The following is a 21,307-nucleotide window of genomic DNA, read 5'->3' as shown; positions in this document are numbered from 1 at the left end:
TAGACCTCCGTGGTGCGAGGATCGGGTCGTCCCCCGGCCCGCACCCCGGACACAGCACCGCCGGTCTTCCCCGCCGGTCGCCCGCTCCGATCCCCGACGGCCGGGCACGCACGACCTGTGAGGAGCACGCACCCCCGTGAGCAGCACCCCGTCGACCGACTCGTTCGTGCACCTGCACGTCCACACCGAGTACTCGATGCTCGACGGCGCGGCCAAGCTGCCCGAGGTCACCAAGGCCGCGGCGGAGCAGGGCATGCCGGCGCTGGCGATGACCGACCACGGCAACGTCTTCGGCGCCTACGACTTCTACAAGCAGGCCAAGGCGGCCGGCGTGAAGCCGATCATCGGCATGGAGGGCTACTACACCCCCGGGTCGCGGTTCGACCGTGCGCCGTTCGACTTCGGCGACAACCTCATCGACGAGGACGGCGAGGGCGGGTCCTCGCGGGGCAAGGCCGCCTACACCCACATGACGCTGCTGGCCCGCACCACCGAGGGGATGCACAACCTCTTCCGCATCTCCTCCCTGGCCAGCCTCGAGGGTCAGTACCGCAAGCCGCGCTTCGACCGGGACCTGCTGGAGAAGTACGGCAAGGGCCTGATCGCCACCACCGGCTGCCCCTCGGGGGAGGTCAACATGTGGCTGCGGGCGGGCAAGGAGGACCGCGCCCGCCAGGCCGCCGCCGACTTCCAGGACATCTTCGGCAAGGAGAACTTCTACGCCGAGCTGATGGACCACGGGCTGTCCATCGAGAAGAAGACCCGTCCGCAGCTCATGGCCATCGCGGCGGACCTCGGGATCCCGCTGCTGGCCACCAACGACCTGCACTACACGCACAAGGAGGACGCCGAGGCCCACGACGCGCTCCTGTGCATCCAGACCGGGTCGCGGCTCAACGAGCCCAACCGCTTCAAGTTCAACGGCGACGGCTACTACCTGAAGAGCGCCGCGGAGATGCGGGCCCTGTTCCCCGGTGAGCTCGCGGCGGCCTGCGACAACACGCTGCTGGTCGCCGAGCAGTGCGAGGTGTCCTTCACCGAGGGCGCCGACCTCATGCCGCGCTTCCCGCTCCCGCCGGGGGAGGACGAGACCTCCTGGTTCGTCAAGGAGGTCGAGCGCGGCCTGCACAAGCGCTGGCCGAACGGCATCCCCGACCACGTCCGCAAGCAGGCCGACTACGAGGTCGGGATCATCACCCAGATGGGCTTCCCGGGGTACTTCCTCGTGGTCGCCGACTTCATCAACTGGGCCAAGGACAACGGCATCCGCGTCGGCCCGGGCCGCGGGTCGGCCGCCGGGTCGCTGGCCGCCTACGCCATGGGCATCACCGACCTCGACCCGCTGGCGCACGGGCTGATCTTCGAGCGGTTCCTCAACCCCGAGCGCGTCTCCATGCCCGACGTCGACATCGACTTCGACGACCGCCGCCGCGGTGAGGTCATCCAGTACGTCTCGCAGAAGTACGGCGAGGAGCGGGTCAGCCAGATCGTCACCTACGGGACGATCAAGGCCAAGGCCGCCATCAAGGACGCCGCCCGCGTGCTCGACCGGCCCTACTCGGTGGGCGACGAGCTGACCAAGCTGATGCCCCCGGACGTGATGGGCAAGGGCATCCCGCTGTCGGGGGTCTTCGACCCGGCCCACCCCCGCTACAAGGAGGCCTCGGAGTTCCGCGCCCGCTACGAGTCCGACCCGGGCGCGGCCGAGGTGGTCGACCAGGCCCGCAAGCTCGAGGGGCTCAAGCGGCAGTGGGGCGTGCACGCCGCCGGGGTCATCATCGGCCGGTACCCGCTGATCGACAGCATCCCGATCATGCGCCGGGAGAACGACGGCGCGATCATCACGCAGTTCGACTACCCGACCTGCGAGACGCTCGGCCTGCTGAAGATGGACTTCCTGGGCCTGCGCAACCTCACGGTCATCGACGACGCGCTGCGCAACATCGTCGCCAACGGCAAGGAGCCCGTCGACCTCGACGAGATCAGCAAGGACCTCACCGACAAGGCCACCTACGACCTGCTGGCCCGCGGTGACACCCTGGGCGTCTTCCAGTTCGACGGCGGCCCGATGCGGTCGCTGCTGCGGCTCATGCGGCCGGACAACTTCGAGGACATCTCCGCCGTCGGCGCGCTCTACCGGCCCGGCCCGATGGGCGCGAACTCGCACACCAACTACGCGCTGCGCAAGAACGGCCAGCAGGAGATCACGCCGATCCACCCGGAGCTGGCCGAGCCGCTGGAGGACATCCTCGGCACGACCTACGGCCTGATCGTCTACCAGGAGCAGGTCATGGCGATCGCGCAGAAGGTCGCCGGGTACTCCCTCGGCAAGGCCGACCTGCTGCGCCGCGCGATGGGCAAGAAGAAGAAGTCGGTCCTCGACGCGGAGTTCGTCGGCTTCGAGGCCGGCATGAAGGAGCGCGGCTACTCCGACGCGGCGATCAAGACGCTGTGGGACATCCTCGTCCCGTTCGCCGACTACGCCTTCAACAAGGCCCACTCGGCGGCCTACGGCCTGGTGTCGTACTGGACCGCCTACCTCAAGGCGAACTACCCGGCCGAGTACATGGCCGGTCTGCTCACCAGCGTCGGCGACGACAAGGACCGCCGGCCGATCTACCTGGCCGAGTGCCGGCGGATGGGCATCAAGGTGCTCCCTCCCGACGTCAACGAGTCCTCCTGGGACTTCACCGCCGTCGGCACCGACATCCGCTTCGGTCTGGCGTCGGTCCGCAACGTGGGGCACAACGTCGTCGACTCGATCCGCCGGGCCCGCGAGGAGAAGGGCGCGTTCAAGGACTTCGCGGACTTCATGCGCAAGATCGACACGGTGGCCTGCAACAAGAAGGTCATCGAGTCCCTGGCCAAGGCCGGCGCGTTCGACTCCCTCGGCCACTCCCGCCAGGGGATCGTCGCCGTCCACGCCCAGGCCGTCGACTCGGCGATGTCGCTGAAGCGCAAGGAGGCGGAAGGGCAGTTCGACCTGTTCGGCAGCTTCGGCGGCGACGGTGCCGCGGACGACGACCCGTTCGGCGGGGCCCTGGACATCGCCATCCCGACCGCCGACTGGTCCAAGAGCGAGCGGCTGATGTTCGAGCGCGACATGCTCGGCCTGTACGTCTCCGACCACCCGCTGCACGGGGTCGAGCACGTCCTCACCGCGCACGCCGACACCCCGATCGCCGAGATCAACGCCGGCGGTGTGGAGGACGGCGCGAACGTGACGATCGCGGGCATCCTCACGTCGGTCGCCCCCCGCACCAACAAGCAGGGTGCGCCCTGGGCGCTCGCGACGCTGGAGGACCTCGAGTCCGGCATCGAGGTGCTGTTCTTCCCCAAGACCTGGGCCGAGGTCTCGGAGAAGGTCGTCCGCGACCAGATCGTCGTGGTCAAGGGACGGATCAGCCGGCGCGACGACCAGCCCTCGCTGTTCGGCGCCGAGGTGACGATCCCCGAGCTCACGGAGGGCCCGCGCGGACCGGTCATGGTGTCCATGGCCGCGGCTCGCTGCACACCGCCGGTCGTCGAGCGGCTGCGGGAGGTCCTGGGCAGCCACCCGGGCACGACCGAGGTGCAGCTGAAGCTGGTCAACGGCAGCCGGGAGACGGTGCTCCGGCTCGACCAGGGCCTGCGGGTGCGGCCGAGCACCGCCCTGATGGGCGACATCAAGGCGCTGCTCGGCCCGACCAGCGTGGCGCTGCTGTGAGGAGGACCCTCCCGCCCCCCGCCACGCGCAGGCGTCCGGCGGGGCCGTGCGGGAGGGCCGCCGTCCCGGGGCCGGGAGCGGCCGGCCGGCGACCCGGGAAGTGTTTCCCGGCCGTCCGGGGTTGACTGGGGACGTGCACGGTCCCGCAGCTACCGGTCCCGTCGAGCCGCTGGGCGCTCCCCGGCGGGTGCTGCGGGCCGGCGGGCCGCGCTGGCCCGGTGCCGCCGAGCTGCGGGCCGACCTGCGCAGCGCGCTCGGCGTGGCCGGCCTGCTGCTGCTCTGCGGCCTGCCCGCCGGCCTGCTGTGGTGGGCGCTGGCGCCGCGGGCCCGGTTCCAGGTCACCCGGGACGGCCCCGTGCCGATCGGGCGCCCCTCGGCCGAGCTGCTGGTGGCCGACGACGGCGTCTTCACCCTGGTGCTCGCCGGCCTCGGCCTGCTGGCCGGCATCCTCGCCTGGCGGATGCGCCGCCGCCGCGGCGTGGCGGTGCTGCTCGCGCTCGCCGTCGGCGCCCTGCTCGCCGGGGTCCTGGCCTGGCAGCTCGGTGAGCTGCTCGGCGCCGGGCCGACGCGGGCGCAACTGGCCGACGTCGGGACCGAGGTCACCACCGGCCTGCGGCTGAACTCGATCGCGGCGCTGGCCGTCGGTCCCTTCTCCGCCGTGCTGGCCTACGTGCTGGGCACCCTGTTCGCGCCCGCCGAGGACCTCGACCGCCCCGACCCGTCACCCGCCGTGGCCCTGCCGCCGCTGCCGGGCGCACCGGTCCCGGCGCCGCCCCGCGAGGACGTCCGCTTCAGTTGACGCTGCGCGGGCCGGCGAACCGCTGCAGCGGCGCGGGCACCGCGCCCACGGTCTCCAGCAGGGTCAGCTCTCGGCGCAGCAGCCGTGACTCCGCCCGCAGCCGGCGCCGGGTGGCAGACTCGGCCAGCAGCGCCTGGCGGTCCTCGGTGGTCAGCAGGGCCGCCGACGCCACCAGGTAGGACAGCGCCCGCGGGTCCCCGGAGACGGCGTCCAGCAGCGCCTCGGGGTCCGGCTCGTCGTCGGCCTCCCCGGTGAGCCCGGCGACCGCGCCGACGTACTCGGCGAAGAGCTCGCCCACCCCCCGGACCAGCACGTCCAGCGAGCCTCGGGCGACGTCGGACACGAGGTCGTCGAGCGCCGCATCGGGCGCCGGCCCGTCGGTCGGCGCCAGGCCCTCCGTGTCACCGGCGGCCTCCTCGTCGGCCAACCACTCCACCTCCGCCTGCAGGTAGGGCGGGTCCTCGGCGACGACGACGTCGAGCAGCCGGAACCGGTCGCCGCCGACGGTCACGATGCGGAAGCCGCCGTCGGGCTGCGGGCGCACCGCCTGCAGGCGGGCGGTGCAGCCGACGTCGTAGAGCGCCTCCGCGGGAGCCACCTGCTCGACCTCCCAGCCCTGCCGGATGGCGACCACGCCGAAGAACCGGCCGTCGGTGTCGGAGCGGGCCAGCAGGTCGCGCACCAGCCGCCGGTAGCGGAGTTCGAAGACCTGCAGCGGCAGGACCACCCCGGGGAACAGCGGCGTCGAGAGCGGGAACAGCGGGATCACCTCGCCCATGCACCCTCCTCGCCGGCGCTCGTCGGCCGCGCGGCCGGTGTCCCCGCGCCCCGGCCACGAGCTCGTCCGCTCGATCGTGTGCGCCGAGCCTACGGGGGAGCGGCGGGCCCCGGACCGGGCACGACGCCGGTGCGCCCGGGAGCCCCGTCTACCCTGGGGTGTTCCCGTTCCCCGCCTCGGAACCGCCCGGAGGTCCGCCGTGCTCGCCCGCATCGACCTGCGTGGGTCCGCGTTGCCGGGGGTGCGTGAGCTCTCCGCCCTGCTCCCGCGCGCCGCGACCGACATCGACTCGGTCCTGGCGACGGTCCGGCCGCTGTGCGAGGACGTCCGCATCCGCGGCGCCCAGGCGGTCCGTGAGATCACCGCCCGGCTCGACGGTGTCGACCTCGAGGACTTCACCGTCCCCGCCGAGGCCATCGAGCGGGCGCTGGCCGAGATCGACCCCGCCGTCCGGGCTGCGCTGGAGGAGGCGATCACCCGGGTCCGGAAGGTGCACGCCGACCAGCGGCGCACCGACGTCACCACCCAGGTGGTCCGCGGCGGCACGGTGACCGAGCGCTGGGTGCCGGTGCGCCGGGTGGGCCTCTACGTCCCCGGCGGCCTCGCGCCGCTGCTGTCCAGCGTGGTCATGAACGTCGTCCCGGCGCAGATCGCCGGCGTCGAGTCGATCGCCGTCGCCTCCCCGCCGCAGCGCGACCACGGCGGACTGCCCGACCCCGGCGTCCTCGCCGCCTGCGCCCTGCTGGGTGTCACGGAGGTCCACGCCGTCGGCGGTGCCCAGGCGATCGCGGTCTTCGGCTACGGCGCGGGCTCCTGCGAGCCGGTCGACATGGTCACCGGCCCCGGCAACGTCTACGTGACGGCGGCCAAGCGGCTGCTGCGCGGGCTGATCGGCATCGACTCCGAGGCCGGCCCCACCGAGGTCGCGATCCTCGCCGACGACACCGCCGACCCCGCCCACGTGGCCGCCGACCTCATCAGCCAGGCCGAGCACGACCCGCTGGCCGGCGCGGTGCTGGTGACGACCAGCGAGGAGCTGGCCGACGCCGTCCTCGGGCTGGTCCCCGGGCAGGTGGCCGCCACCAAGCACTCCGACCGGATCAGCACGGCGCTGGAGGGCAGCCAGTCCGGCATCGTCCTGGTCGACGACGTGGAGGCGGGCCTGCGGGTGGTCGACGCCTATGCGGCCGAGCACCTGGAGATCCAGACGCGGGACGCCCGCGAGGTGGCCTCGCGGGTGCGCAACGCCGGCGCGGTCTTCGTCGGCGCCTGGTCGCCGGTGTCGCTGGGCGACTACTGCGCCGGCTCCAACCACGTGCTGCCCACCGGCGGCTGCGCGCGGCACTCGAGCGGACTGTCGGTGCAGTCGTTCCTCCGGGGCATCCACGTGGTGGAGTACGACGAGCAGGCCCTCGCCGAGGTGGCCGGGCACATCGACGCCCTCGCCGGCGCCGAGGACCTGCCCGCGCACGCCGCCGCCGTCCGGGTCCGGCAGCGCTGATGACACGTCTCGACGAGCTCCCGCTGCGGCCGGAGCTGCGGGGTCGCACGCCCTACGGCGCCCCCCAGCTGCCGGCCAAGTACCGGCTCAACACCAACGAGAACCCGCACCCGCTGCCGCAGGAGCTGCTGGCCGACCTCGGCGCGGCCCTCGGGCAGGCGGCGCTCGAGCTCAACCGCTACCCCGACCGCGACGCCCTGGACCTGCGCCGCGACCTCGCCGCCTACCTGACCCGCACCGGCGGCCAACGGCTGGACGCCGCGCAGGTGTGGGCGGCCAACGGCAGCAACGAGATCCTCCAGCAGGTGCTGCAGGCCTTCGGCGGCGCGGGCCGGACGGCGCTGGGCTTCACGCCGTCGTACTCGATGCACCCGATCATCTCCGCCGGCACCGGCACCGCCTGGGTCGACGGACGGCGACGGCCGGACTTCACCATCGACCCGGAGGCCGCCGCCGCGCAGGTGCGGGAGGTCGCGCCCGACGTGGTCTTCGTGACCAGCCCGAACAACCCCACCGGCACCGCGGTGGACCTCGCGACGATCGAGGCCCTCCACGACGCGACGTCCGGCGTGGTGGTCGTGGACGAGGCCTACGCCGAGTTCGCCCGCACCGGGACGCCCTCGGCGCTCACCCTGCTCCCGGGCCGGCCGCGGCTGATCGTCAGCCGCACCATGAGCAAGGCCTTCGGCATGGCCGGGCTGCGGCTGGGCTACCTGGCCGCCGACCCCGCCGTCGTCGACGCGCTGCAGCTGGTCCGGTTGCCCTACCACCTCAGCTCGCTGACCCAGGCCGCGGCCCGGACGGCGCTGGCGCACACCGACGCCCTGCTGGCCACCGTGGACGCGGTCAAGGCCGAGCGCGACCGGATCGTCGCGGCGCTGCCCGGCATGGGCCTGACCAGCGTGCCCAGCGACGCCAACTTCGTCCTGTTCGGTCGCTTCGCCGACGCCCCCGCCGCCTGGCAGGCGCTGCTCGACCGCGACGTCCTCGTCCGCGACGTCGGGCTGCCCGGCTGGCTGCGGGTGACCGCCGGTACGCCGGAGGAGACCGAGGCGTTCCTCACCGCGCTGGGTGAGGTCGCGCCCGACCACCGCCTGGGAGACTGACCGCCATGAGTCGCACCGCACGCGTCGAGCGCGAGACCAGCGAGACCAAGCTGGTCGTCGAGCTCGACCTCGACGGCACCGGGACGAGCTCGATCAGCACCGGGGTCGGGTTCTACGACCACATGCTGACCGCGTTGTCGAAGCACAGCGGCATCGACCTCACCGTCCGGGCCGACGGCGACCTGCACATCGACGCCCACCACACGGTGGAGGACGTCGCCATCGCGCTGGGCCAGGCCTTCGCGCAGGCGCTCGGTGACAAGAAGGGCATCACCCGCTACGGCGACGCCACGATCCCCATGGACGAGGTGCTCGCCCAGGCGGCGGTCGACCTCTCCGGCCGGCCGTACTTCGTGCACGCCGAGCCCGAGGACATGACGCCGATGATCGGGCCGGACTACCCGACCAGCCTGACCAAGCACGTGCTGGAGTCCTTCGCGTTCAACGCGCGGATCAGCCTGCACGTGCGGGTGCTCTACGCCGGCCGCGACGCCCACCACATCGTCGAGGGCCAGTTCAAGGCGCTGGCCCGGGCGCTGCGGGCGGCCGTCGCCCTCGACCCCCGGGTCACCGACGTCCCCTCGACCAAGGGCGCTCTCTAGGTGACCCCGGGCCGGTTCCCCGCATGACCTTCGCCGTCCTGCTGCTCGTCCTGGGCGGCTTCCTGCTCGGGGGGGCCTGGAGCATCTGGAAGGCCGACTCCGACACCCGCGGCCGCACCGGTCCGCAGGTGTTCTTCGCCGTGGTCCTGCTGGCGGCGGCCCTGCTGGCGACGGCGTCCGGCATCCTCCGGATGGTCTAGCGGCGGGCGGTCGCTCCCGCGGCCGCGCCGACCGCTGCCGCTCCGGTCGCAGCCGCGATCCCGGGGACCCGGTGGCGGGGGAGGGACCGGGCCGCCGTGGCACCCAGCCCCCAGACGACCGCGGCCGGGTACCCCGCCGACACGGGCACGCGGCTCGTCACGGCCGCGGCGGCGCCGGCGACCAGGGCGAGGACGGCGACCGCCCAGGCGTCCCGGCCGCGCGGGCGGGCGTCGACCCCCTCGGCGAGGAGCACCTCGGTGGCGCCGGCGGCGGAGGCCACCGTGACCCAGCCGGTGAACAGCACCAGCGGTGCGCGCACGGTCCAGCGGTCGACCGCCGAGACCGCCTCGGCGGTGCCGGCCGGGCGGGCGCGACCGTAGGCGGTCGCCGCGCCGGCCACGGTCGCCGCGATCGCGGGCAGCCGGCGGCGCTGCCGGCCCGGCAGGCGGACCCACGCGCCGGCCGCGGCGTTGGCCAGCGCGACCGGCCACCCCTCGCGCCGCAGCAGGGGATCGCTGCGGCGCGAGGGGCGCAGCGTCTGCACTGCGTAGGCGAGGGTCCCCGCGTGGACCGGTCCCCAGATCCCGAATGCCCAGTCGGCGGGCAGCACCGGGCTCGGGCTCTCGTCGGAGTCGCCGTGGTCCTCGGTCACGCCGCCCACCAGCCCGCCGACCACCGCGGCGAGCACCGCGCCCTGACGGAGGCCGTCCCGGTCCACGCCACCTCCGCCTCTCGGGTGTCCCCAGCGTGACCCCCGTCGCCCGTGCCGGCCAGCGGGAACACCGGGCGGTCCGGCCGACGCTCCCTACTACCGTGAGCGCTGTGAAGAAGGTCGTCGTCCTCGACCACGGGTCGGGCAACCTGCGCTCGGCGGAGCGGGCGCTGACCCGCGTCGGCGCCGACGTCACCGTGACCGGCGACCCGCAGGCGGCCCTCGAGGCCGACGGGCTCGTCGTCCCCGGCGTGGGCGCCTTCGCCGCGTGCATGGCCGGGCTGCGCGCCGTCGACGGCCCGCGGGTGATCGGCCGCCGGCTCGCGGGCGGCCGCCCGGTGCTCGGCGTCTGCGTCGGCATGCAGGTCCTCTTCGAGCGCGGCGTGGAGCACGGTCAGGACGCCGAGGGGTGCGGGGAGTGGCCCGGCGTCGTCGAGCAGCTCCAAGCCCCGGTGCTGCCGCACATGGGCTGGAACACCGTCCAGGCGCCGGAGCACAGCGTCCTGTTCGCCGGGCTCGAGGACCAGCGCTTCTACTTCGTGCACTCCTACGGGGTGCGCGACTTCCCGCTGGGCGCCGACGGTGCGCCGTCCCCGCTGGCCCCGCCGCTGGTCACCTGGGCCGAGCACGGCGACCGGTTCGTCGCAGGCGTGGAGAACGGCGCCCTCTCGGCCACCCAGTTCCACCCCGAGAAGAGCGGCGACGCCGGCGCGCAGCTGCTGACCAACTGGCTGCAGACGCTGTGACACCGCGGTCCTCCCGGACCGCGGGAGCCCCCCGCCCCGCCTAGCTGCGCAGGTAGGACGCGCCGTTGACGTCGATGATCGTGCCGGTGGAGAACCGCGCGTCGGGGGAGGCCAGCCACAGCACGGCCGAGGCGACCTCCTCGGGCCGGGCCACCCGGCCGTAGGGCGACTGCGCCCGGACGGCGTCCCCGCCGGGCCCGTCGAGCACCTCGCGGGCCATCTCGGTCTGCACGAAGCCGGGCGCGACGGTGCCCACCGCGATGCCGTGCGGCGCCAGCGCGAGGGCCATGGACTGGCCGAAGGCGTTGAGCCCGGCCTTGGCGGCGCCGTAGGCGGGGGTGTCGGGCTCGCCGCGGAAGGCGCCGCGGCTGGAGACGTTCACCACCGCGCCGCCGCCGGCGGCCCGCAGGTGCGGAACCGCCCGGAAGGTCGCGTTGGCCGCGCCGACGAGGTTGACCGCGAGGGTCCGCGACCACGCCGCCTGCCACTGCTCGTAGGACGTCGACAGCGGCGGGTGCGCGGTGAACACCCCGGCGTTGTTGACCAGCACCCGCAGCCCACCGAGGGCCGCGGCGGCCTCGTCGACCATCCGGCCCACCGCGTCGGCGTCGGCGAGGTCGGCCTGCACCAGCACGTGCCCGTCCCCGGGGAGCTCGGCCAGCACCTGCTCGGCGCGCTCGCGGGAACTGCCCCAGTGCACGGCCACGCGGTCCCCGCGGGCGGCGAAGGCGTGCGCGATGGCCCGCCCGATGCCGCGGGAACCGCCGGTGACCAGGACCGGCCGGGACTCGTCGTCGTCTGCCACGCCGGGCAGTCAACCAGGCGGGGTCCTCACCACCGGCCGCGGTGCACGACCTCCTCGACGCCGCGGCGGCCCCGGCGCAGGGACGGCGACCGGCGGTCCTCGCCGCCCGGGTAGCCGACCGACACGCAGCCCACCGGCCGGTGGTCCGCGGGCACCCCGAAGGTCGCGCGGAAGGCGTCCACCCGCTCGGCGGGCACGCCGAAGAAGCAGGCGCCCAGCCCCTCGTCGACGGCGGTCAGCAGCACCAGCAGCGCGGCCATGCCGGTGTCGACGTCCCAGTAGGGGACCGGCCAGCGCGACTCGTCCCGGTCGGTCCAGCCCTTGTCCGGCTCGGCGTAGCGGTCGAGGTAGGCGGTCTTGCACGACAGCGGCACGATCAGCAGCGGGGCCCGCCGCATCCGGGTCAGCCAGGAGTCAGGGGCGCCGGGCGACGTGGTCACCGACCAGAACAGCTCGCGGTCGGCAGCGTCCTCCAGGACCAGGAACGCCCAGCCCTGGCTGAACCCGGCCGACGGCGCGCGGATCGCGTGCTCGAGCAGCCGCTCGCGCACCTCCGGGGGCACCGGGCGGTCGGGGTCGTAGTCGCGCACCATCCGGCGCCGGCGGACGACGTTCGCGAACTCCACGGCGGCCACCCTGCCACCCGGCCCGCGCGCGGGGACCGGCGCTCAGGGACGACGGCGGACGGCCGGCTCCGCGGAGGGGGCGCCGAGGGCGCGGGAGATGCCGCGGGCGGTGGCGTTGAGCACCGGGACCAGCGTCTGCGGCTGCGCCGTCCCCGCCGCCACGGTGACCCCCAGCGCGGCGACCACCTCGTCCCCGGCTCCGCGCACCGGCACCGCGACGGCCAGGGCCGGGGACTCGGCGGTCAGCTGGTTCTCCGCGACCGCGACGCCGGTGCGGCGGACCTCGGCGAGCGTGCGGCGCAGCGCGGCGGGGTCGACGATCGTCTGCGGGGTGAAGCGCCGCAGCGGACCGCTGAGCACCTGCTCCTGCACCTGCGGGCCGGCGAAGGCCAGCAGCACCTGACCGGTGCCCGTGGCGTGCAGCGGCCACCGCCCGCCGATGCGGCTCATCAGCCGGACCGCTCCCCGCGCCCGCAGCGCCTCCACGTAGACCACGTCGGACCCGTCGCGCACCCCGAGGACGACGTTGGCGCGGGTGGCCTGGTGGAGGTCGTCGACGTAGGGCACGGCCAGCTCCCGCAGCTGCAACCCGTGCGGGGCCAGGGCGCCGAGCTCCAGGAGCCGCAGCCCGATCCCGTAGCGGCCGTCGGGCCCCCGCTCCAGCGCTCCCCACGCCCGGAGCTCGCCCACCAGGCGGTGCGTCGTCGACAGGGCCAGCCCCGACCGCCGGCTGATCTCGCTGAGCGTCAGGGTCGGGTGGGCCGGGCCGAACGCGTCCAGGACGGCCAGCACGCGGCCGGCCGCCGTCGCCGACGCGGTGCCCCGTACGGCTCCGCGCCCGGGGGTCTCCCCGTCCGCGGTCCGGCCGGCGCGCAGCTGTGTGGTCATGGGTCGAGCATCTCCTGCCGGCGCGCCGCTCAGCTGCGGAGGTCCTCGGTGTAGGGGGCGGCGGTGCGCTCGCGGACGACCTCGGGGGCGACGCCCGGGGCGCACTCGACCAGCCGCAGGGTGCCGTCGACGACGTGGAAGACGGCCAGGTCGGTGTAGATCCGCGTGACGCAGCGCTTGCCGGTCAGCGGGAAGGTGCACTCGGGCACGATCTTGGGCCGGCCCGCGCGGTCGACGTGCTCCATCGCGACCCACACCTGCGGCGTGCCCGCGACGAGGTCCATCGCGCCGCCGACGGCGGGGTTCCTGCCCGGCACGTACCAGTTGGCGAGGTCGCCGGCGGCCGACACCTGCAGCGCGCCGAGGATGGTGCAGTCCAGGTGGCCGCCGCGGATGATCGCGAACGACAGCGCCGAGTCGGTGATGGCCGCGCCGCTGGTGAGGGTGATCGGCTGCTTGCCGGCGTCGGTGAGGTCGGGGTCCTCCTCGCCGGGGGCGGCCTCGGCGCCGATGCCCAGGACGCCGTTCTCCGCGTGCAGGACGACCTCCTTGTCCTCGGGGAGGAAGCGGGGGACCAGCAGCGGGATGCCGACACCGAGGTTGACGACGTAGCCGTCCTGGAGGTCCTCGGCCAGCCGCTGCGCGATGCCCTCGCGCGTGCGCCCGGCCACGGGGGCCGGGGCGGGGACGGTACCGGTCATCAGGAGGCCTCCCTCGTCGTCGCGGCGGCCGGTTCGTCGACGGCCGGGGCCTTGCCCGTGGAGAGCACGACGTCGTCCACGAACACGCCGGGCAGGTGGACGTCGTCGGGGTGGAGCTCGTCGACCTCGACGAGGTGCTCGACCTCGGCGAACGTCGTCCTCCCGGACATACCCGCCATCGGGTTGAAGTTGCGGGCCGACAGGCGGAACCGCAGGTTCCCCTTGCGGTCGCCCCGGTGCGCCTTGACGAACCCGAAGTCGGCGACGATGCCCTCCTCGAGGACGTGCTCGCGACCGTTGATCAGCCGGGTCTCCTTGGCCGGCACGTGCTCGGCGACGCCGCCGTCGGGGGAGTAGCGCAGCGTGAAGGAGCCGTCGGAGAGCATCGTGCCCGCGCCCGAGGGCGTGAAGAACGCGGGGATGCCGGCGCCACCGGCGCGCAGCCGCTCGGCGAGGGTGCCCTGCGGGATGAGCTCGAGCTCGACCTTGCCGGCGAAGTACTCGTCGTAGAACTCCTGCAGGATCGGGAAGGACGCCGTGACCCGGCGCAGCCGGCCCTCGTGCAGCAGCCGCCCGACCCCGGTGAAGTCGTGGCCGACGTTGTTGACGTAGACGTGCAGGTCGCGCTTGTCCAGCGCGCACAGGGCGTCGAGCAGCCCGTCGGGGCGGCCGGAGCTGCCGAAGCCGCCCACCGCGATGGAGGCACCCGAGGGCACGGCGTCCACCACGGACAGGACGTCCTCGCGGTACTTGTCGATCACGGGCGGTCCTCTCCGGGGACGGGGTCCGCTGAGTCCAGCAAGCCGTGCCCCGCCCGAGCAGCGCCCCTTCCGCCTGACGGAAGGGTCGGCGCCGCCCGTCGGGCCGCGCCGAACCGTCGGTGGGCGGGTGCAGGGTGCGCTCGTGGACCACACCCCTCCCGACCTGTCCGCCACCGTCGCCCTCGTCGCCGGCGCCACCCGCGGTGCCGGACGGGGGACGGCCGTCGCCCTGGGCGCGGCCGGGGCCACGGTCTGGTGCACCGGGCGCAGCACCGCCGGACGCCGCTCGGAGTACGACCGGCCCGAGACGATCGAGGAGACCGCCGAGCTGGTCACCGCCGCCGGTGGCCGCGGCATCCCGGTCGTCTGCGACCACCTCGACCCGGCGCAGGTGGCCGCACTCGTGGAGCGCATGGACGCCGAGTCCGGCCGTCTCGACGTCCTGGTCAACGACGTCTGGGGCGGCGAGACGCTGTTCGAGTGGGACGTGCCGCTGTGGGAGCACGACCTCGACCGTGGCCTGCGGCTGCTCCGGCTGGGCGTGGAGACCCACCTGGTCACCAGCGCGCTCGCGCTCCCGCTGCTCGTCCGCCGGCCCGGTGGTCTGGTCGTGGAGATGACCGACGGGACGGCGGAGTACAACGCGCGCACGTTCCGGGTGAACGCCTTCTACGACCTGGCCAAGTGGTCGGTGCTGCGGCTGGCGTTCGCCCAGGCGCACGACCTGCGGCCCCACGGCGGGACGGCGGTGGCGCTCACCCCCGGCTGGCTGCGCTCGGAGATGATGCTCGACGGGTTCGGCGTGACCGAGGCGACCTGGCGCGACGCCACCGCCGAGCACCCGCACTTCTGCATCTCGGAGAGCCCCGCCTTCGTCGGCCGGGCGGTCGCCGCGCTCGCCGCCGACCCCGACCGCGCCCGGTGGTCGGGCCGGTCGACCTCCAGCGGCGAGCTGTCCCGGGTCTACGGCTTCCCCGACGTCGACGGCACGCGGCCCGACGCGTGGCGCTACGTCGTCGAGGTGCAGGACGCCGGCCGCCCCGCCGGTGACGCGGGCTACAGATGACGCCTCACTAACCTGGGAGCGTGCCCAAGCTGCAGCTGCTCCCCGCCGTCGACGTCGCCGACGGCCAGGCCGTCCGTCTCGTGCAGGGGGAGGCCGGCAGCGAGACCGGGTACGGGGAGCCGCTGGAGGCCGCGCTGCAGTGGCAGCGGGACGGCGCGGAGTGGGTGCACCTGGTCGACCTCGACGCCGCCTTCGGCCGCGGCAGCAACCGCGAGCTGCTCGCCCGGGTCGTCGGGGAGCTCGACGTCGACGTCGAGCTCTCGGGGGGCATCCGGGACGACGAGTCGCTCGCCGCCGCCCTGGCCACCGGCTGCCGCCGGGTCAACCTCGGCACCGCCGCGCTGGAGTCGCCCGAGTGGTGTGCCCGCGCCATCGCCGAGCACGGCGACCGGATCGCCGTCGGCCTCGACGTGCGCGGCACCCGGCTGGCCGCCCGCGGCTGGACCCGCGAGGGCGGTGAGCTCTACGAGACCCTCGCCCGCCTCGACGCCGAGGGCTGCGCCCGCTACGTCGTCACCGACATCACCAAGGACGGCACGCTGCGCGGCCCCAACCTCAAGCTGCTGCGCGAGGTGTGCGCCGCGACGCCGCGTCCGGTGGTCGCCTCCGGCGGGGTCAGCTCGCTCGACGACGTCCGCGCGCTGGCCGGCCTGACCGCGGTCGGCGTCGAGGGCGCGATCGTCGGCAAGGCCCTCTACGCCGGCGCGTTCACCCTGCCCGAGGCGCTGCGGGTCACCGAGGAGCTGGCATGAGCCTCCTCCGGTTCGGCTCCGACGCCCCGTGGGAGGCGGTGGTCGGCTACAGCCGGGTCGTCGTCCACGGCGACATGGCCTGGGTGAGCGGGACGACCGCGACCGTCGACGGCGCCGTGGTCCACCCCGGGAACGCCGCCGGGCAGACCCGCCAGGCGCTGGCCAACCTCGCCGACGCCCTCGAGCGCGCCGGGTTCACCGTCGCCGACGTCGTCCGCACCCGCATGTACGTCACCGACATCTCCCGCTGGGAGGAGGTCGGCCGCGCCCACGGTGAGGTGTTCGGCGACATCCGGCCGGCGACCTCGATGGTGCAGGTGGCCGCCCTGATCGACCCCGCGATGCTGGTCGAGATCGAGGCCGACGCCGTCCGGAGGGCGGGCGCGTGAGTCTCGCGGTGCGCGTCATCCCGTGCCTGGACGTCGACGCCGGCCGGGTGGTCAAGGGTGTCAACTTCGTCGACCTGCGCGACGCCGGCGACCCGGTCGAGATGGCGCGGGTCTACGACGCGGAGGGCGCCGACGAGCTGACCTTCCTCGACATCACGGCCAGCTCCGGGGACCGGGAGACCACCTACGACGTCGTCCGCCGGACGGCGGAGAGCGTGTTCATCCCGCTGACCGTCGGCGGCGGGGTGCGCAGCGTGGAGGACGTCGACCGGCTGCTGCGGGCCGGTGCGGACAAGGTCGCGGTCAACACCGCGGCCGTCGCCCGCCCCGAGGTGATCAGCGAGATCACCGACCGGTTCGGCAACCAGGTGCTGGTGCTCTCCCTCGACGCCCGCCGCTGCCGCGACGGCGCGCGGACCGACTCCGGCTTCGAGATCACCACGCACGGCGGGCGCCGCGGCACGGGCCGGGACGCCGTCGAGTGGGTCGTGCAGGCCGCCGAGCTCGGCGTCGGCGAGGTGCTGCTCAACTCCATGGACGCCGACGGCACCCAGGCCGGCTTCGACCTCGAGCTGATCCGGGCGGTGCGCCGCGAGGTCACCGTGCCGCTGATCGCCAGCGGGGGAGCGGGCGAGCCGGAGCACTTCCCACCCGCCGTCGAGGCCGGTGCCGACGCTGTCCTCGCCGCCAGCGTCTTCCACTTCGGCAAGCTGCGGATCGGCGAGGTCAAGGCCGCGCTCCACGACGCCGGCGTCCCGGTCCGGCGGGAGAGCGACACCCCGCTGCGCTGACCGGGTCGCGTCCCCACGGGTCCACCCCGGGCTCAGGTCACCTCGACGCGGGCGACGTCCTCCCGGCCCGCGGCCCACAGCAACAGCTCCAGCGGTTCGCCGGCCACCGTGGTCCCCCCGGCGCCGGCCCGGTGCTCGGCGCCGGTGTCGGTGCGCCGGAGCACCACCCCGCCGGGCCGGCGGCGCGAGAAGAAGGTCGCCGCGCGCCACAGCTGGTCGGCGTCGCTCCGCGGCAGGGAGCGCGGGGCCCAGCCCGGCTGCGCCCGCCGGACGTCCTCGTGGTGGATGGCGAACTCGGCGGTGTTGACGGCGTCGCCCACGACCGGCCAGCCCATCGGCGACCACCCCGGCGCCCCGGCCCGGACCCGCGCCACCAGCTCGGGGTAGGGGGTCGAGGCCCGCACCCGGTCCTCCAGCCGGTGCGACCAGGCGGTCAGGGGCCGGGCGACCCCGAGCTGCTCCACGCCGAAGCCGGGGAGGGCGTCGGGGCGCCGGTCACGCACCACCAGGTGCGCGGCCAGGTGCCCGGTGGTCCACCCCGCGCAGCAGGTCGGCGCGTCCGGTCCGAGCTCCTCGAGGAGGTCGGCGAGGGCGGCGCGCTCGCGGGCGGCCAGCGGCCGGGAAGAGGCGGTCACCGTCCGGGGTTACCGGTCAGGCGGGTCCGGGAAACCGGAGGTGGCCGTTAGCGACTCTAAGTAGCATCGAGGTCACCGCCCCGCCGCCGAGAAGAGGAGAGCTGTGCCCCGCCGCCGAGACGCCGTGGTCCGGCGAGGGATGCGCCACGTCGGGCGCGCGATCGCCGAGCAGCCCGGCATGTTCACGCTGGCCTTCCTGGCCAGCAGCCTCTACGGCGGCATGACCGTCGCCAGCGCCTACGTCATCGGCGAGGTCGCCGAGCGGGTGGTCCTCCCCGCCTTCGCCGACGGCGCGACCACCGCGGCCGCGCTCACCCTCGCCTCGGTCGCCATCCTCGCCGTCGCCGTCCTCAAGATCCTCGGCATCCTCGGCCGGCGGCTGTTCGCCGGGATCATGGGCTACCGGCTGCAGGCCGACTACCGCCGCCGGGTCACCGGCCAGTACCTGCGGCTGCCGCTGTCGTGGCACCAGCGCCACCCGACCGGCCAGCTCCTGTCCAACGCCAACTCCGACGTCGAGGCCGCCTGGTTCTTCGTCGCGCCGCTGCCCTTCGCCTGCGGCGCGGTCGTGATGATCGGGATCACCGTCGTCGCGCTCGTGGCCACCGACCCGTGGCTGGCGCTGGTCGGCCTGGTCGTCTTCCCGCTGGTCTTCGCGGCCAACGCCGTCTACTCGCAGGTGATGAGCCCGCGGATGGCCCGGGCCCAGCAGCTGCGCGCCGAGGTCAGCGAGATCGCGCACGAGAGCTTCGACGCCGCCCTGGTGGTCAAGACCCTGGGCCGGGAGGACGTCGAGACCGCCCGCTTCACCGCCCGCGCCGAGGAGTTGCGCGACGGGCTGGTCGCCGTCGGGCGGGTGCGCGGGCTGTTCGACCCGCTCATGGAGGCCCTGCCCAACCTGGGCACCCTCGCGGTGCTGCTCATCGGCGCCGGGCGGGTGGCCGACGGCGCCGCCGACGCCGGGGAGCTGGTCTCCATCGCCTACCTGTTCACCCTGCTCGCGCTGCCGATCCGCGCGATCGGCTGGGTGCTCGCGGACCTGCCGCGCGCGCTGGCCGGCTTCGACCGGGTGACCCCGGTCCTGGACGCCACCGGGGAGACCCCGCACGGGGACGACCCCGCCCCGGCCGGTGCGGGCGGCGCGGCCCTGGCGCTGCGGGACGTCGGGTTCGGCTTCGACGGCGCCGAGCGGCCCACCCTCTCGGGCATCACGTTCGACGTGGCGGCCGGCAGCACGGTCGCCGTCGTCGGGCCGACCGGGTCGGGCAAGTCGACGCTCGCCGGCCTGCTGGTGCGGCTGGTCGACCCCGGATCCGGCGCCGTCCTGCTCGACGGGGTGGACCTGCGCGCCCTGCGCGAGGGGGAGGTCTGCGCCGCGGCGGCGTTCGTGCCGCAGGGCACCTTCCTGTTCGACGACACCGTCCGCGGCAACGTCACCCTCGGCGCCGACCTGACCGACGACGAGGTCGAGGCGGCGCTGCGGGTGGCCGCCGCCGAGGACTTCGTGCGGCGGCTGCCCGACGGGCTCGACACCCGGGTCGGCGAGCGCGGCGCGACCCTGTCCGGTGGGCAGCGGCAGCGGATCGCGCTGGCCCGCGCGGTGGTCCGCCGGCCCCGCCTGCTCGTCCTCGACGACGCCACCAGTGCGGTCGACCCGGCCGTGGAGGCCCGCATCCTCGACGCGCTGCGCGCCGCCGACCGGCCCTCCACCGTGGTGGTGGTCGCCTACCGGCAGGCCACGATCGCGCTGGCCGACGAGGTCGTCTGGCTGGAGAACGGCCGGGTGCTCGCCCGCGGCAGCCACGAGGAGCTGCTCGCGTCGGTGCCGGGCTACGCCGCGCTGGTGCGCGCCTACGCGCAGACGGAGGTGGCGGCATGAGCACCGTCGTCGCCGAGCACCGCGAGGAGGGCGCGTTCGCGACCCTGCGCCGGGGCCTGCGGATGATGCCCGAGTTCCGCCGCGGGCTGCCGGCCACCTTCGCCCTCGCGCTGGTCGCCACGGCCGGGCGGGTGGTCGTGCCGATCGCCGTCCAGCAGGTGATCGACCGCGGCCTGTCCGGCCCCGGCGGCCCGGACCTCGACCTGGTGCGCGACCTGGTGCTGGTCTGCGCCGCCGTCGTGCTGGTCACCGCCGTCGCGGTCTACCGGATGAACGTCCGGCTGTTCCGGACGACGGAGACCGCGCTGGCCGGGCTGCGGGCGCGGGCCTTCCGCCACGTCCACGACCTCTCCGTCCTGCACCAGCAGGGGCAGCGGCGCGGATCGCTGGTCTCCCGGGTCACCAGCGACGTCGACCAGCTCTCCACGTTCATGCAGTGGGGCGGTGTGCTCGGCGTGGTCAGCCTGGGCCAGCTGCTGGTCGCGACCGTCGTCATGGCCGTCTACTCCTGGCAGCTCACGCTGCTGGTGCTGGTCTGCTTCGTGCCGCTGGGCTTCGCCGTCCGCTTCTTCGCCAAGCGCCTGGCCGTGGTCTACGGCGTGGTCCGCGAGCGGGTCGGCGACGTGCTGGCCGCCGTCTCCGAGTCGGTCGTCGGCGCCCCGACCGTGCGGGCCTACGGCATCCGCCACCGCACCGCCGCCCGCATCGACCGCGCCATCGCCCGGCACTACCGCGCCCAGGTCCGCGCGCAGCAGACCACCGCCGCGGTGTTCGTCACCGGCGAGTTCGTCGCCGCGGTCGCCAACGCCGCCGTGGTCGTCGTCGGCGTCCTGCTCGGCATCGGCGGCAACCTGACCGCCGGCACGCTGGTGGCCTTCCTGTTCCTGGTGACCTTGTTCGTGGCGCCGGTGCAGACGGCCAGCGAGGTGCTCAACGAGGCGCAGAACGCGGTCGCCGGGTTCCGCCGCGTCCTCGACGTGCTCGAGACCGAGCCCGACGTCCGCGACCCCGCGGTGGACGACCCGGAGGGCGCCCGGCTGCTGCCGCCGGGGCCGCTCGGCGTGCGCTTCGAGCACGTCACCTTCCGCTACGCGCCGGAGGCGCGCCCCGCGCTCGACGACGTCGACCTGGCGATCGCCCCGCGTCGCCGGGTGGCGATCGTGGGGGAGACCGGCTCGGGGAAGACGACCTTCGCCAAGCTGGTCACCCGGCTGATGGACCCGACCGAGGGCCGGGTGCTGCTGGGCGGCGTCCCCCTGGACGAGGTCTCGTTCGCCTCGCTGCGGCAGCGGGTGGTCATGGTGCCGCAGGACGGGTTCCTGTTCGACGCGACCGTCGCCGACAACGTGCGCTACGGCCGGCCCGGCCTGTCCGACGACGACGTGCGGGCCGCCCTGGGCGAGCTGGGCCTGGGCGACTGGGTCTCGGGCCTGCCCGGCGGGGTGGCGACGCCGGTCGGGCAGCGGGGGGAGTCGCTGTCGGCCGGCGAGCGGCAGCTGGTCGCCGTCGCCCGCGCCTACGTCGCCGACCCCGACCTGCTGGTCCTCGACGAGGCCACCAGTGCCGTGGACCCGGCCACCGAGCGGCGGCTCACCTACGCCCTCGACACCCTCACCGAGGGCCGGACGACGCTCACGATCGCGCACCGGCTGTCCACCGCCGAGCGGGCCGACGAGGTGCTGGTGGTCGACGCCGGCCGGGTGGTCCAGCGCGGTACGCACGCCGAGCTGGTCGACGCCGAGGGCCCCTACGCCCGGCTGCACGCCTCCTGGCGGCGTTCGTCGGCCGGGGAGCCGCAGCCGGCCGGCTGAGGTCGCGGCCGCCGGGTCACCGGGACCGGCCGCGGCGTCCTAGCCTGCGCAG

The 21,307-nt window shown here is 74.8% G+C and carries 21 protein-coding genes; 13 read left to right on the top strand and 8 right to left on the bottom strand.

Annotated features, from left to right (window positions below; genetic code table 11):
• Window positions 1-136: 136 nt before the first annotated feature.
• Window positions 137-3,706: a DNA polymerase III subunit alpha gene (gene dnaE, locus ACI79C_RS20375; protein ID WP_456947510.1), complete on the top strand. Its 3,570-nt coding sequence runs from the start codon at window positions 137-139 to the stop codon at window positions 3,704-3,706.
• A 133-nt stretch (window positions 3,707-3,839) separates the two neighbouring features.
• Window positions 3,840-4,505: a DUF2567 domain-containing protein gene (locus ACI79C_RS20370; protein ID WP_456947509.1), complete on the top strand. Its 666-nt coding sequence runs from the start codon at window positions 3,840-3,842 to the stop codon at window positions 4,503-4,505.
• Here the strand turns inward: ACI79C_RS20370 and ACI79C_RS20365 are convergent.
• Window positions 4,498-5,283, bottom strand: a complete 786-nt coding sequence (locus ACI79C_RS20365; protein ID WP_456947508.1) for an LON peptidase substrate-binding domain-containing protein — start codon at window positions 5,281-5,283, stop codon at window positions 4,498-4,500. The two genes, ACI79C_RS20370 and ACI79C_RS20365, sit on opposite strands and share 8 nt — an antisense overlap.
• Window positions 5,284-5,482: 199 nt before the next feature.
• Here ACI79C_RS20365 and hisD point away from each other — a divergent pair, with 199 nt between their 5' ends.
• The 4 genes from hisD to ACI79C_RS20345 are packed head-to-tail and all read left to right on the top strand — an operon-like array spanning window position 5,483 to window position 8,692.
• The gene (hisD, locus tag ACI79C_RS20360) at window positions 5,483-6,784 is read left to right on the top strand and encodes a histidinol dehydrogenase (RefSeq protein ID WP_456947507.1); all 1,302 of its coding nucleotides are present in this window, start codon (window positions 5,483-5,485) and stop codon (window positions 6,782-6,784) included.
• A complete protein-coding gene (locus tag ACI79C_RS20355) occupies window positions 6,784-7,890 on the top strand; it encodes a histidinol-phosphate transaminase (protein ID WP_456947506.1) in 1,107 nt (368 codons plus the stop codon). Before hisD ends, ACI79C_RS20355 begins: the two co-directional genes overlap by 1 nt.
• 5 nt (window positions 7,891-7,895) lie before the next feature.
• Window positions 7,896-8,492 carry an imidazoleglycerol-phosphate dehydratase HisB gene (hisB, locus tag ACI79C_RS20350; RefSeq protein ID WP_456947505.1) on the top strand — a complete coding sequence of 199 codons (597 nt, stop codon included), beginning with the start codon at window positions 7,896-7,898 and terminating at the stop codon, window positions 8,490-8,492.
• A gap of 23 nt (window positions 8,493-8,515) precedes the next feature.
• Window positions 8,516-8,692 (top strand): hypothetical protein, encoded by a 177-nt coding sequence (locus tag ACI79C_RS20345; RefSeq protein ID WP_456947504.1) that lies wholly within the window; start codon window positions 8,516-8,518, stop codon window positions 8,690-8,692.
• On the opposite strand, the gene ACI79C_RS20340 is transcribed toward ACI79C_RS20345, so the two are convergent.
• Window positions 8,689-9,411 carry a hypothetical protein gene (locus ACI79C_RS20340; RefSeq protein ID WP_456947503.1) on the bottom strand — a complete coding sequence of 241 codons (723 nt, stop codon included), beginning with the start codon at window positions 9,409-9,411 and terminating at the stop codon, window positions 8,689-8,691. The genes ACI79C_RS20345 and ACI79C_RS20340 overlap by 4 nt on opposite strands.
• Window positions 9,412-9,506: 95 nt before the next feature.
• Between ACI79C_RS20340 and hisH the strand changes: the two genes are divergently transcribed.
• Window positions 9,507-10,151 (top strand): imidazole glycerol phosphate synthase subunit HisH, encoded by a 645-nt coding sequence (hisH, locus tag ACI79C_RS20335; RefSeq protein ID WP_456947502.1) that lies wholly within the window; start codon window positions 9,507-9,509, stop codon window positions 10,149-10,151.
• Window positions 10,152-10,191: 40 nt separating this feature from the next.
• On the opposite strand, the gene ACI79C_RS20330 is transcribed toward hisH, so the two are convergent.
• The 5 genes from ACI79C_RS20330 to ACI79C_RS20310 are packed head-to-tail and all read right to left on the bottom strand — an operon-like array spanning window position 10,192 to window position 13,932.
• Window positions 10,192-10,956, bottom strand: a complete 765-nt coding sequence (locus tag ACI79C_RS20330) for an SDR family NAD(P)-dependent oxidoreductase (protein ID WP_456947501.1) — start codon at window positions 10,954-10,956, stop codon at window positions 10,192-10,194.
• Between the two features lie 26 nt (window positions 10,957-10,982).
• Entirely contained in the window at window positions 10,983-11,582 is a 600-nt protein-coding gene (locus tag ACI79C_RS20325; RefSeq protein ID WP_456947500.1) for a nitroreductase family protein, read from the bottom strand.
• 42 nt (window positions 11,583-11,624) lie between these two features.
• Window positions 11,625-12,470: an IclR family transcriptional regulator gene (locus ACI79C_RS20320; protein ID WP_456947499.1), complete on the bottom strand. Its 846-nt coding sequence runs from the start codon at window positions 12,468-12,470 to the stop codon at window positions 11,625-11,627.
• Window positions 12,471-12,499: 29 nt separating this feature from the next.
• Window positions 12,500-13,171: a 3-oxoacid CoA-transferase subunit B gene (locus tag ACI79C_RS20315; protein ID WP_456947498.1), complete on the bottom strand. Its 672-nt coding sequence runs from the start codon at window positions 13,169-13,171 to the stop codon at window positions 12,500-12,502.
• Window positions 13,171-13,932, bottom strand: a complete 762-nt coding sequence (locus ACI79C_RS20310; RefSeq protein ID WP_456947497.1) for a CoA transferase subunit A — start codon at window positions 13,930-13,932, stop codon at window positions 13,171-13,173. The genes ACI79C_RS20315 and ACI79C_RS20310 overlap by 1 nt, the downstream gene beginning before the upstream one ends.
• Before the next feature lie 142 nt (window positions 13,933-14,074).
• Here ACI79C_RS20310 and ACI79C_RS20305 point away from each other — a divergent pair, with 142 nt between their 5' ends.
• Genes ACI79C_RS20305 through hisF form a run of 4 tightly spaced genes read left to right on the top strand, consistent with a single transcriptional unit; the run spans window position 14,075 to window position 16,930 of the window.
• Entirely contained in the window at window positions 14,075-14,998 is a 924-nt protein-coding gene (locus ACI79C_RS20305) for an SDR family oxidoreductase (RefSeq protein ID WP_456947496.1), read from the top strand.
• 20 nt (window positions 14,999-15,018) lie between these two features.
• A complete protein-coding gene (priA, locus tag ACI79C_RS20300) occupies window positions 15,019-15,750 on the top strand; it encodes a bifunctional 1-(5-phosphoribosyl)-5-((5-phosphoribosylamino)methylideneamino)imidazole-4-carboxamide isomerase/phosphoribosylanthranilate isomerase PriA (protein WP_456947495.1) in 732 nt (243 codons plus the stop codon).
• On the top strand, window positions 15,747-16,139 hold the full coding sequence (locus tag ACI79C_RS20295) for a RidA family protein (RefSeq protein WP_456947494.1): 393 nt from the start codon (window positions 15,747-15,749) through the stop codon (window positions 16,137-16,139). Before priA ends, ACI79C_RS20295 begins: the two co-directional genes overlap by 4 nt.
• Window positions 16,136-16,930 carry an imidazole glycerol phosphate synthase subunit HisF gene (gene hisF, locus ACI79C_RS20290; protein WP_456947493.1) on the top strand — a complete coding sequence of 265 codons (795 nt, stop codon included), beginning with the start codon at window positions 16,136-16,138 and terminating at the stop codon, window positions 16,928-16,930. Before ACI79C_RS20295 ends, hisF begins: the two co-directional genes overlap by 4 nt.
• A 32-nt stretch (window positions 16,931-16,962) precedes the next feature.
• Here the strand turns inward: hisF and ACI79C_RS20285 are convergent, their stop codons facing one another.
• Window positions 16,963-17,565: a TIGR03085 family metal-binding protein gene (locus ACI79C_RS20285; RefSeq protein WP_456947492.1), complete on the bottom strand. Its 603-nt coding sequence runs from the start codon at window positions 17,563-17,565 to the stop codon at window positions 16,963-16,965.
• A 103-nt stretch (window positions 17,566-17,668) separates the two neighbouring features.
• Between ACI79C_RS20285 and ACI79C_RS20280 the strand changes: the two genes are divergently transcribed.
• The gene (locus ACI79C_RS20280) at window positions 17,669-19,444 is read left to right on the top strand and encodes an ABC transporter ATP-binding protein (protein ID WP_456947491.1); all 1,776 of its coding nucleotides are present in this window, start codon (window positions 17,669-17,671) and stop codon (window positions 19,442-19,444) included.
• The gene (locus ACI79C_RS20275) at window positions 19,441-21,255 is read left to right on the top strand and encodes an ABC transporter ATP-binding protein (protein ID WP_456947490.1); all 1,815 of its coding nucleotides are present in this window, start codon (window positions 19,441-19,443) and stop codon (window positions 21,253-21,255) included. The genes ACI79C_RS20280 and ACI79C_RS20275 overlap by 4 nt, the downstream gene beginning before the upstream one ends.
• Window positions 21,256-21,307: the final 52 nt, after the last annotated feature.

The organism is Geodermatophilus sp. SYSU D00697 (assembly GCF_054050175.1).
The sequence above is the reverse complement of the archived record's forward strand: the minus strand, read 5'-3'. Positions and strand labels throughout refer to the sequence as shown.